Annotated in this window: 13 protein-coding genes; 8 read left to right on the top strand and 5 right to left on the bottom strand. The window is 66.2% G+C overall.

Annotation, left to right across the window (positions count from 1 at the left end; genetic code table 11):
- Window positions 1-679: 679 nt before the first annotated feature.
- From ACFY6U_RS37220 to ACFY6U_RS37210, 3 genes are all read left to right on the top strand, one after another.
- The gene (locus tag ACFY6U_RS37220) at window positions 680-1,078 is read left to right on the top strand and encodes a regulator component (RefSeq protein ID WP_390045469.1); all 399 of its coding nucleotides are present in this window, start codon (window positions 680-682) and stop codon (window positions 1,076-1,078) included.
- Window positions 1,079-1,236: 158 nt separating this feature from the next.
- Window positions 1,237-2,403, top strand: a complete 1,167-nt coding sequence (locus ACFY6U_RS37215; protein WP_390045467.1) for an MAB_1171c family putative transporter — start codon at window positions 1,237-1,239, stop codon at window positions 2,401-2,403.
- 4 nt (window positions 2,404-2,407) lie between these two features.
- A complete protein-coding gene (locus ACFY6U_RS37210; protein ID WP_390045465.1) occupies window positions 2,408-3,595 on the top strand; it encodes a cytochrome P450 in 1,188 nt (395 codons plus the stop codon).
- Between the two features lie 37 nt (window positions 3,596-3,632).
- Here the strand turns inward: ACFY6U_RS37210 and ACFY6U_RS37205 are convergent, their stop codons facing one another.
- The 4 genes from ACFY6U_RS37205 to ACFY6U_RS37190 all read right to left on the bottom strand — a co-directional run bounded on the left by ACFY6U_RS37205 (window position 3,633) and on the right by ACFY6U_RS37190 (window position 7,424).
- Window positions 3,633-3,995, bottom strand: coding sequence for a hypothetical protein (locus ACFY6U_RS37205; RefSeq protein ID WP_390045494.1), 363 nt, complete (start codon window positions 3,993-3,995; stop codon window positions 3,633-3,635).
- A 94-nt stretch (window positions 3,996-4,089) separates the two neighbouring features.
- Complete coding sequence (locus ACFY6U_RS37200; RefSeq protein WP_390045463.1) at window positions 4,090-6,096, bottom strand: hypothetical protein; 2,007 nt, start codon at window positions 6,094-6,096, stop codon at window positions 4,090-4,092.
- Window positions 6,097-6,100: 4 nt separating this feature from the next.
- On the bottom strand, window positions 6,101-6,946 hold the full coding sequence (locus ACFY6U_RS37195) for a hypothetical protein (RefSeq protein ID WP_390045461.1): 846 nt from the start codon (window positions 6,944-6,946) through the stop codon (window positions 6,101-6,103).
- A gap of 73 nt (window positions 6,947-7,019) precedes the next feature.
- Window positions 7,020-7,424 (bottom strand): hypothetical protein, encoded by a 405-nt coding sequence (locus tag ACFY6U_RS37190; RefSeq protein ID WP_390045459.1) that lies wholly within the window; start codon window positions 7,422-7,424, stop codon window positions 7,020-7,022.
- Window positions 7,425-7,667: 243 nt separating this feature from the next.
- Between ACFY6U_RS37190 and ACFY6U_RS37185 the strand changes: the two genes are divergently transcribed.
- From ACFY6U_RS37185 to ACFY6U_RS37165, 5 genes are all read left to right on the top strand, one after another.
- A complete protein-coding gene (locus ACFY6U_RS37185; RefSeq protein WP_390045457.1) occupies window positions 7,668-7,796 on the top strand; it encodes a hypothetical protein in 129 nt (42 codons plus the stop codon).
- Window positions 7,797-7,815: 19 nt separating this feature from the next.
- Window positions 7,816-8,379 (top strand): hypothetical protein, encoded by a 564-nt coding sequence (locus tag ACFY6U_RS37180; protein ID WP_390045455.1) that lies wholly within the window; start codon window positions 7,816-7,818, stop codon window positions 8,377-8,379.
- Between the two features lie 2 nt (window positions 8,380-8,381).
- The gene (locus ACFY6U_RS37175; RefSeq protein ID WP_390045454.1) at window positions 8,382-8,702 is read left to right on the top strand and encodes a hypothetical protein; all 321 of its coding nucleotides are present in this window, start codon (window positions 8,382-8,384) and stop codon (window positions 8,700-8,702) included.
- A 561-nt stretch (window positions 8,703-9,263) separates the two neighbouring features.
- Window positions 9,264-9,959 carry a hypothetical protein gene (locus tag ACFY6U_RS37170; RefSeq protein WP_390045452.1) on the top strand — a complete coding sequence of 232 codons (696 nt, stop codon included), beginning with the start codon at window positions 9,264-9,266 and terminating at the stop codon, window positions 9,957-9,959.
- Entirely contained in the window at window positions 9,956-10,666 is a 711-nt protein-coding gene (locus ACFY6U_RS37165; protein ID WP_390045450.1) for a DUF6262 family protein, read from the top strand. Before ACFY6U_RS37170 ends, ACFY6U_RS37165 begins: the two co-directional genes overlap by 4 nt.
- A 90-nt stretch (window positions 10,667-10,756) precedes the next feature.
- Here ACFY6U_RS37165 and ACFY6U_RS37160 read toward each other — a convergent pair whose 3' ends face one another.
- A complete protein-coding gene (locus ACFY6U_RS37160) occupies window positions 10,757-11,095 on the bottom strand; it encodes a hypothetical protein (RefSeq protein ID WP_390045448.1) in 339 nt (112 codons plus the stop codon).
- Window positions 11,096-11,100: the final 5 nt, after the last annotated feature.

The raw sequence follows: 11,100 nt of genomic DNA, 5'->3' as shown, positions 1-11,100 counted from the left end.
GAGGGCGTGCAGAGGCAGACTGTCGGGTGCGGTCATCGTGCTGATCTCCTTCGTGACTCGACATCTCGAAGATCAGCCGGTGGCCGTTCATCTATGCGGGCACCATCCCAACGCCGGAGCAAACCCCCGGATCAGGTCAAACCCGTACACCACTTCCCTGGACGCAACCCGAGCCACATCGCTGTGCGTCAGGCCTTCACCTCGCCGACCGTGCATCGGCAGGCCCGAGAAGGTCCGGGGATCCGCGCGCCTGCGCCACGATCGCAGCAGCTCGGACAAAGACTCCTCGCCAGGATCGTCGATGTCACCCTGGCCGCCCCTGGACTCCATGGCGCGAGACTCTAGGCTTCACTCTCGCATGACCTGAGTCACAACACGCTCCAGAGTTCCTTGGGCCCTCACTCGGAGCAGTCGGATCTCACGGTGGCCATTCATTCGGCCGACGCGTCTCGCCGTCCCTCAACTCCGAGTCTCTGTACCGAATCCTCCGGAGACCTCAGCACCAATCCGGCTAAACAGCTCGCTCGATCTCCACGACACTTACCAGTAATCGATCACTGGGCGTAACCGGAACTGGGCGTTCCTGGAAGCGCGAGTTCCAGACATCCTTTGGCATTCTCCTACCGGGGCCGCGAGCAAGTCGGCGTGCAGACCAGGCCAAGGAGGAGTTGGTTTACCCTTGCCCGAGATTGACGGGAGCCAACTTCGCGAATGGTGCGAGGAGCAGGTCGAGCACCTGCGTCTTCCCTATCGCTTCAGCACGCGCGATTTGCGCGAATCCATAGCCGAGCTTCGCGGCAAGCCCATCGTGTTGAGACCTCTGAAAACGCTCGGTGCTGTCGATGCTCCGTGCGGCATCAGACTTGAGACGCCGACGGCAGACCTCTTGTTCTACGAGGAGGGAACGTCCGTCCATCATCAGCGCCATATCCTCACGCACGAACTGTGCCATGTCTTCTTCGACCACCCCGGCAGCATCGAAGTGGACGCGGATACGGCCCACTCGCTCGGGGTCAATCCGACGCTGGTCATGCGGATGTCCGGACGGACAAGCTACTCGACCGCCGACGAGCGATAAGCGGAAACCATGGCTAGCGTCATTCGCCATCGCATCTACCGCGAAAAAGAACTCCCGCCCCCTAATCCCCATAAGGGTGCAGACAGCTGGGATGCCTTGTTCTCACAACCAGTCAAGAAAGGTCGGCTTCGCTTCCGATGAATTCTCTCTTCCTTGGTATGGCCTGCATTCTCGCAGCCGCCGCCGGATACTGGATCTTCGGTCGAGGTACGCCCAGGCCCGCTGGCGCCGGCGCCATGGGGGCGCTCCTGGCATCGTTCGCCGCCGCCTTCGCCTCGTATGCGCCTCTGGTTGAGCACGCGGTCGAGGCGGTCGTCCCGCATGTGGCCCGTCTCCTGAGCAACAGCGCCTCTCTCGCAGCAGCCACCTCCGTCTTGGCGATCTCCTACCAGGTGAACCTTGCGCACGAGGAGGCCCGTCGCCGCACCCGCTCGCGCATCAGCCTCCTGGCCGCCGTCGTGTCCGGCATGACAGTCCTGTTCGCCGTGGAGGAGATGACGCACCGTTCCCCGCAGGTCTATGCGCTCTACCTGCTTCTCTTCATCTCCTACCTCGGCTTCGCCGTCATCGACTTCCTGCGCCAGGCCCTCCTGCGATCCAGGTCCTCCCGCAAGACCAGCGTCCGCTTCGGCTTCCGCACAGCCGCCGTGGGACGCGGCTTCGCCATCGTCTACACGGCCTACAAGCTCACGGTGCTCATCACCCTCGGGTTCGGTTTCCACCTGGTTCCCGACCACTCGGAGTGCTCGTCGTTGGTGGCAGGCCCTTGCGTGTTCAGCCTGACCTCGCCCGCTCTGGCCGTGCTCCTGATCTGTGTCGGCCTCACTCTGCCCGCTGTGGCCTACCCGGTCGCCCAGTATCGTCGGCGCCGTTGGGAGCAGCGTTCCTTCGAAGCGCTCGCACCGCTCTGGCGGGACCTGTCGCGGGCTATGCCGCAGATTGTCCTCGCCGTTGACAACCAGGGCGACGGCGCGGCCGCGGAGCCCGACTTCCTTCTGCAACGGCGGGTGATCGAGATCAGTGACGGCATACTCGCGCTCCGTCCGTACCGCTCGCGAGAGGTGGAGGAAGCAGCGAGGAAGGCTTCACCCGACTCCGGTGTGAAGAGTGCAGCCCTCGTGGAGGCGGCCATCGTCCAGGATGCGCTGGCCGCCCTGCGAACAGGCAGGCTTCCCCTTGTCGTTGCCGCCCCGACGACGAACGCTTCCGTCAGGAAAACCCTCCGGGACGACACTGAGTGGCTGCTCCTGGTAGCAGACTCCTACGCCCAACGCGGACCCCTGCGTGTCGCCGACGGCGGCCAGCCCGAGCCGGTCGGAGCCTGATGGCATGAGCGACCCGACTGCAAACCCGGCCTTCCTGCGTGCCCCCTACCCGACCTACGCCGCACTGCGCGCTCAGTGCCCGGTGCAGCACGTTCCGGCCGGCTCGGGTGGGCGCGGCAGCTACCTCGTCACCGGGTTCGAGGAGGCTCGGGAAGCCCTCGCGGACTCGCGGCTCTCGAAGGACACCGCAGGGTTCTTCGCGGGCAAGGAGTCGCGGCGGCGTCTCCATCCTGCCGTCGCACACAACATGCTGGCCACCGATCCGCCGGACCACACCCGCCTGCGCAGGTTGGTGATGAATTCGTTCACCACTCGGGCAGTGGAGGAGCTTCGGCCATTCATCGCCAGGACCACCGACGCACTGCTGGACAGGTGGCCGGCCGAAGGCCCCGTCGACCTCGTCGCGAAGTTGGCGGTGCCGCTCCCCGTCATCGTGATCTGCGAGCTGCTCGGTGTCCCGGAGCCGGACCGCGCAAAGGTCCGGCAGTGGTCTGGCGAGCTGTTCGCCTCCGGGGCACCCGCCGTCATCGACGCAGCCTCCCACTCCTTGGCGGACTACATGAAGGGGTTGATCGCTGAGAAGCACTCTTGGCCGGGGCAGGCCCTTCTCGACCGCCTCATCTCGGCCCGCGACGGGGACGAGCGGCTCTCCGAGGAGGAGTTGCTGTCCCTGGGGGTGCTGCTGTTGGTCGCCGGCCACGAGACGACGACCAACTTCCTCGGGAACGCGGTCTTGGCACTGCTTCAGCACCCGTCGGAATTTCAGCGGCTCCTTCGACACCCTGCCGAGATCGCTTCGTCGCTCGACGAACTACTCCGGTACGACTCGCCCGTCAGCATGGCGACGTTTCGGTTCACCACCGAGGCAGTCACGCTTGGCGGCGTCGAGATCCCGGCGGGCAAGCCGGTGTTGGTCTCCATCGGTGCCGCCAACCGCGACCCGGCACGCTGGCCGGAACCATCCGACCTCGATCTCGACCGAAACGCTGCCGGTCACTTGAGCTTCGGACACGGGATCCACCGGTGCATCGGGGCCCCCTTGGCCAAGGCCGAGGCGGACATCGCTCTCCGGAAGCTGCTCAGCCGGTTCCCCGACATGCAACTCGCGGTGCCGGTCGAACAGCTCACCTGGCGAAGGACTCGCCTGGTTCGGGGCCTGGCAGCGCTACCCGTCTGCCCGGTTCCTTCTTGACCTCGCGCTTTCATGAGGCGGACTGCCCGGTTGGTGATCAAGAAAGCAGAAGGCGCATCTGACCAGCGAGAATGAAGATTGTTGAGGTCCTTGTTCCCTCACCGTCGGAGGCCCTTTCCAGGTGGAGATGCGTATCGGGTCCTACCCGCGTGTCCGCGTTGAGGGCACCGGTCACGGAGTCGCCTCGCAAGCCGGGGCGGTGCTCCTGGTCGAGACGTGAGAAGGTGACGGCGGGGTTGAAGATCAGCTCAGTGCGCCGGGCGCGTTTCCATCCCAACGTCTGCACGGCCCGCAGCCGCCGCAGGGCCCGCCGGAGGCAGTGGCCCGGGATGTCGCGCCAGATCGAGTAGCCGACGACCGTCGCGTCCAGGCGGCCCACGTTCGACACGTCGGTCCACACCCATCACGTCCGTTGCGTCTTGCCGGGTGGCTACGAACTCGACACGACCACCGACCCGGCGAACCTCTGCGGTCACAGCGCTGGGAGCTGTTCCTCAGCCGGTCAGAGTGCGACCTCCTGAGCGCGACGGTCCGTGCAGGGGCCGTTCCGCCCCTTTCTGTGCGTTCAACACCACGATGAAAGTGCCCAGGCACCACAGGAAGGCGGCGCCGGAGATGAACACGCTCGCCGCGATCGAGGGCGCGGCCGCCGCCGCCGCGGCGACCGCCACCAGCGTGTTGGTCTGGCGGAGCCGGCGGAGGCTTTTGCCCGCGTACGCCTGGAGCGGCTCGGTCCTGTCCTGGTGGAAGCCATCCTTGGGTGTTTCCACCGCCGCCACGACACCCGCGATGAGCGAGCTGTAGACGACCACCAGGCTGGTGTCGAACGTCAGAAGGATCAGGGGCGGCAGCAGGGACAGCATCATGCACAGCACAGCCGTGCGTGCCGCGTCCCTGAACTCCCGGTCCGGCAGCCGGTAGCCCAGCTCGATGTTAATGCGGGCCGCAGCCTCCTCCTCGCGAGGTTCTGTCTGGACCTCGTACCGCCGCTCCGTGGAGGCAGGGCGCTCGCTGCGCACCGGCGTGAACTGGACTCCTTCCGCCACCGGGTGGAGGACGGGCACGAGGCCGTCGGGAGCGACGAATTCCAACTGGTTGCGCACCTGCAGGGGAAGGGTGAGGGGGATCGAGACGACCACACGTCCGAGGCCGTCCCGGCGCGCGGCGCACTCCTCTTGATGTTCGTACGACACCTCGGAGGGAAGTCCCGGATAGACGTCCAGCAGGGCCACGACGGGCGTGTAGCGCATCAGCTCGGCAGCGCGGTTCCGGAGCAGTTCCTCCACGTCGTCCGACTGCCGGGTGCGCTCTAGGAGATCGTTGAGCTCGTCGTCCCCGCCGTACCAGCCGAGCGAGTTCAGCCGCCGGGACAGTTCGGCCCGGCCCGAGGTGCCCGGGGCGTGGCCGCCGGGGTCCAAGAGGCGGCCGAGGCCCTGGGCCAGGATGCGGGCGGCTTCGGGCGTCCGGAGCACATCCACGGGCCGGACGCCCCGTTCGCTGAGGTCAATGCTGTCGAGCAGGTGCCAGTTGTTCCTCGGCAGGACGTCGGCGAGCACAGGGCTGCGGCCGGGCCGGTCCTCCGTGGCGAGCCTGGTGGTGACCCGGTGGTAGGCCACCTTTCTGGAAGGCAGCTCGACGCGCAGACTGCGAGTTTTGATGATTCTCGACGGATGAGACAGATCCTCCAGCAGACGGAGTTCGCCCCCGAGGACCGGTACGCCCCGCGGATCGACCGTGGCAGTGGCTGCAGGAGCGACCAACGCCGTCAGGGGGGTGGCTGGCGTCGCTCGTTCGGTGTAGTGGACGACGAGGTCACGGGCGAGCAGAACGAGCCGGGTCGCGGCCGGGCCGGCGGGTGTGCTGTAGCGGGTGAGGAGGTCGTTGAGTAATACGACCGTGCTGTGGTCGATGTGGGCTGGCGCGTTCAAGATCTGCGCGACCGCCTCGATAATGCCGGCCAGAGCCTGATCGTCGTCGGCTGCCGAGGGGGCGGCGGACACCTCGGCAGCGGCTCGGCTGGCCGCTTCGGCGCATCCAGCGACGAGGGCGGTGTGGGCGAACGCCGCGAGCCGCTCGACCGCCAGGTCCGGGCGGCAGGCCGTCAGGTGCCGGATCTCGTTCACGTACCAGGAGAGCCGCTCGGTACGCAGCGGATCCAGCGACTGGTTGTAGTAGGTGGCCGCGATTCGGTGTGATTGCCGGTAGCGCTCAGTCCGCTCTGTCCGCATGCGGTCGTGCAGCGCGACGCGAAGGACGGAGCGGAGGCCGTACTGTACGTCGCGGGACGGCCCCACCGGGAAGGGAACCCGGTCCTTGACGACGAAGCGGGTGGAGACCACTTGTTCGGGCGTTACCGCGACGCCGAGATCGGCCGCGGTGTGGGAGACGAGGTCCGCCGTGAACCACTGGTGTACGGCGAGTGCCTCCAGCAGTCGAGCCTCGGGGGGAGGCAACTCGTCGAAGCTTGCCAGAGCCTGCCGGATGACGGATTCCTGTGTCATGGGCTCAACCGTCCTGGTTCCCGGTACCGGCCCCGGGCCGGTGGGCGTCCGTACGTGCGGGGACTGCCGCCTCCGGCTCTATGTGACAGGCGAAGAATTCTGCGAGCAATCCCGGCACGCCGCCGTGCGTCTGCTGGATGGCCACAGCCTTGTCCTGAAGACTGGCCAAGCCAAGTGCCTCGATCCAGTCGCGCACGGCATCCACATCGAACGGCGGCAGCACCAGAGTGTGCACGGCACGGGAGTACGGATGGGACAGACGAGGCAGCTCCCTTCCTGCGACGAACACGCTGGCCTCGCGGCGGGTCAGCAGGTTCGGTAGCAGCTTTCGACCGAGCCACTGTCGCATCGGCTGTGCGCACGCCTCGAAGGAGTCCAGGCAGATCACGGGCCTGCGGGATTCACTCATCAAATTGTCCAGCAGGGCGTCGCTCAGCGCGTCGGTCTGCAGGCCTCGGTCCTCACCTTGGGTGAGCAGTTGTATCGCGGAGTTCCGGGCCCGTACGTTGGTGAAACTGACCTGCGTCGAAGCGGACTGCTCCGCGAACCGGCCTCGCGTGGTGCGATAGCTCGGCACGTCGACGCGCTGGCCACGCGCCTGCATCGCCAGTGCCTCCAGTACGTCCCGCTCCCCGTCGACGCGTGACAGATCGACGAAGTAGACCCCCTGGTCGGAGTGCCGTTCGTAAATCTCGAAGAGCAGGGACGACTTGCCGATGTCCGCGGGTCCCTCGAAAAACAGTGCCGCCCGCTCGTCGCTCTGTTGTGTGTCCCGGGCCGTGAGGCGTGCCACGCGAGCCAGTTGTTCGGCACGGTCGATGTGCTGGTGCTCTTCCACCGGTTCGGGCACCCGATCTCCCCGTCCCCTGATCTACTTCGTTTCGTCGATCCCTCATACCGTCATGTGGTGACGCTGCGATGTTTCACGGCGTGGTACGGCCCGGCTCGGTGCTCCCTTGGCTTCCATCTGCCCCCGGGTCGTCGGAAGTGCCGGGGTTATTCCAGGTGGGCGGAACCACGGGTTGAATGCTTCCGTCGTCCGGCAGGATCTGTACGGTGCTCTCGTTCAGGTGGGTCCTCTTGAGGGAGATCTTCGCGCTCTTCACCGTTAGCAGGAACGATCGCTTGGCCTTGAATCCGTCCGTCTGCAGGGTCTGGTCCGCCAGCGGCGCAGGTTCCTGCCCCCCTTTCACATCCGCGCGTACGCCCAGGCCCTGGAAGCTCGCGCTCTTCAGCGACCCGCGCCGCAGGCCGAGAACGATCAGCGCCACGACGACAACGACGATGACGGCTATCACGATCAGTTGAGTGGGACTCAGGTCTGCCATGGACTAGATGCCTCCCCCGGTGTCACTACTGACGGCCTGTGAGAACAGTCCCATAAGGGATGCTTTTGGGGGAGGAGTTGAGCGAAATGGCGTGCGGTCGTTGACGGCAGGGCGGCGTCTGCCGCTGGCGGACACGCGCCTGGGTGCACGCCCGACCGACGGCGCTTCCTGGTCATGACCACCGTTGTGGTTTTCCGAGTGATCTGTCCGATTCCCGCTGTGGGCTGATCGAGCAGGGTCCTCATGCAGAGTCCCGCTGCGCCGTCGACGGCCGGCCTGGTCCGTTCCCGTCGGCTGATCGTCGCCGCCCGGGGCCGCGACACCATCCCCTCGGACGGCGGAGGCATTGACAAGCACGACGGCAACGACTGACGATCGGGAGCCCCATGCGATGACGCACGTGTCCATCGCGGCGTGCCTGAGCGGGGAGGCGTTCCTCGCCCAGGCACCGCACCACGAACACCGCCACGTCCCCGGCGCCCTCGGTGTCGCCGGACTGATGACCTGGGACGACCGCAGCCAGATCCTCGCTGCCCACCGGCTGGAGCCGCCGCGCGTGAGGCTGTCCCGCGATGGCGAGACGCTGCTGGTCGGCGGTTACACCGCGCCGGTGGCCACCCGCCGGCACACCGTGTGGCACCGCCTCCACCCGGCCGAACTGCACTCCCTCCTGAAGGAGGGCGCCTCCCTCGCCCTGGACAGCGTCGACGAGATCCATCCGCCGCTCGGCGATAGGCACCGGGACGCTGCGTCAGCCGTCCGCGAGGCCGGATGTTTCCCAGTCGAACACGAGGTGGGCGTGGGACTTCCTGATCACATGCGGGTTGGACTCGACGGGGTGACAGGCGTGGGCGGGGTGGACGGTGAGCGTGGGGGTGCTGTCACGGGCCGTGCGGTCCCAGGCCGTGACGAGGTCGGCCATCGTGTCGGCCAGGCCGTCTGCTTGGGGCCGTAGGCGTGTACGCCGAATTCCCAGAGCAGATCAGCCAGCCCTGGCTGCGCAGAGCCGCCCAGGATTGGGCGGTCGACGACGCTCCCCGCCACAGAGGCACCAATCCCTGCGGAGCGATGCAGACGCAGATCAACTGCATTGTCAGGCTCTCGGAGAGCCTCCGTCTGAACCGGCCGGACAAGGGCACGGACCCGCGGCTCCTGGGCCGCGACGACATCGTGGCTTTCCTCAACCGGATGCGCTACCTGGTGCAGAAGGGAGAGGTCGCCGCCACGCGTCACGTCGTCGATGTCCGGCACCTGCGGCGCATGCTCATCCGGATGTGAAGCCTCGGGCTGACCCAGCCCGGCCAGCTGCTGCACGGCCTGTCCGAACAGTTCACGTTCCGGCCCGAGGACATCCCCGACGATCCCGAGGACACCGAGGCCGGCCGTGACCTGCCGCCCGAGGTGATGCGCCAACTCTGCGATCACCTGGACGTCTTGGGCAATGGCGCCCCGCAGGCCCGGACAGCGGTCGAGCTGCTGATGGACACCGGCCGGAGACCGGATGAGATCTGCAAACTGCCCTTCGACTGCCTCGAACGGGACGGCGACGGCGAGCCCGTCCTGATCTACGACAACCGCAAGGCGTTCAGGAACGGCCGAGCCTGCCGATCGCCAAGGCACCGCGGCCCTCATCACCGAACAGCAGCAGCGAGTACGGACCCGCTTCCCCCACACCCCGGACAAGGACCTCGCACTCCTGCCGTCGCCGGTCGCGAACCCGCACGGCACGAAGTCGCTGACCGCCAGCTGGCTCGGCGACAGCCACCGAGGGTGGGTCGACTCCCTGCCAGACTTCCTTCTCCCACCGTCGTCGCGGTCGCCGGCGAGCGCGTCACGAAAATGCTGCCCTTCGACAAGGCAAAGATCTTTGCCTACGCCTACCGTCACACCTACGCTCAGCGTCGCGCCGATGCCGGCGTCCCCGTCGACGCCCTCAGAGCCTTGATGGATCATCGCCAACTCGCCACTACGCAGCGTTACTACCGGGTCGGCGAGAAACGCCAACGGGAAGCGGTCGAGCGGGTCACGGCGATGCAGCTCGACCGGCACGGCAACCGCGTGTGGCGCCAGGCCAAGGCCGTCCTCGACTCCGAGCACGCCCGCCGGGCGATCGGCGAGACCCAGGTCCCCTACGGCACCTGCACCGAACCCTCCAACGTCGCCGCCGGCGGCCAGGACTGCCCCGTCCGCTTCCGCTGCGTCGGCTGCAGTCACTTCCGCACCGACGTGTCCTACCTGCCCGACCTGGAAGCCTACCTGGCGGATCTCCTGCGCAACCGCGAGCGGCTGGCCGCCTTCACCACGGCCGACGACTGGGCCAAGGACGAGGCGATGCCCTCGAACGACGAGATCAGCCGAGTGCGCCGCCTGGTCAAGCGCGTTCGCGGAGAACTCGACGACCTCACCGACGAGGACCGAGCCCAGATCCAGCAGGCCGTCACCGTTGTCCGCATAACACGGGCGGGCGTCGTCCCGCTCGGCATGCCGAAGGTAAGACAGCCCCTGCCCGATCTCCGCCCCGAGAGGACCGCATGACCTCCAGCATGATCGAAGGCAAGCGAGCCGACTCCGCACGGCGCCGGGAGCGCGTGCTCAAATCTCTGGACGCTGTCCTGCGGACCGGTGGCGACATCACCGTTTCCGGCCTCGCCCGCGCGGCCCGAGTCGATCGCAGCTTCCTCTACCGTCACCGCGATCTGCTCGAACGCGTCCACGCTGCCGCCACCACGCCTGTTACGGAGGGCGGGCAGGCTGCTGTCACGCGAGCCTCCCTGCAGGCCGACTTGGCCAACGCACTGGAGCGGAACACTCGACTCTCCGCACGAGTACGCCAGCTGGAGAAGCGCCTTTCCGGACTGTTCGGCGAGCAGACATGGCGAGAGTCGGGGCTCGGCGCTCCGCCGGATATCGACCAACTCCATCGACGCATCGTCATGTTGGAACAGGAAGTCGCCGAGAAAAACGAAGAGCTTGAAGAAAGGACGGAAGAAGCCGAAGCGGCTCGCGCCGCAAACAGAGAGTTGACCCTTGCATTGAACCAGCATCGCCGATTCACATTTGATTCCCAGGACCCGTATCAGTTTCAGTTCAGAGATGGCTTCGCCGATGAGACACTCTGGAGTACCGAGATAATGAGACCGCGAGGGCGAGTTTATCCGCCCTCCCTCTCCGGCTCGCCTATCATATTGAAAATTCGCGATTCCATTGCTTCTTGCGCCAGCGCAATATCTCAAAGGTACTAAAGCGCCATCGATTGGTGAAGTCGATTCGGAGACTCCGGAGCGGCACCATCGGTACGCCGGGCAACTAGCACAGCCGCCCGGCGCAGGCCATCAGTTCGACATTATGTCCACCGACTCACGACTTTCTAGGAATTTGAGCAGCTCCACGAAGAGCCGCGACACTACCTGCATCTCAGCCGCCCCGGAAATATCATCCACGTGACGGATCTCGTTCGGAGCAACTCCCAGTTTGGCAACTAGAAGCGCCCAGTAGAGATTTCCGCCGCTACCGAAGCTCTGCGCTAGGTAGGCAGAGAATCCGTCCAGTAGACGGCCACCGGTTGCCGAATTGCATCCGTTTACGAACGCGACAAACTCGCGATATCCTCCGTTGAGTCCGTAGGCGTCTGGACGCTTTTGCACGTCCCTAAGCAACCGGCTGAAATCCATTTCCG

Origin of the sequence: Streptomyces sp. NPDC013157, assembly GCF_042899865.1 — a bacterium.
In the GTDB taxonomy this organism is placed as follows: Bacteria; Actinomycetota; Actinomycetes; order Streptomycetales; family Streptomycetaceae; genus Streptomyces.
Note: the sequence above shows the minus strand (reverse complement) of the source record. Positions and strands in the feature narration are given on the sequence as shown.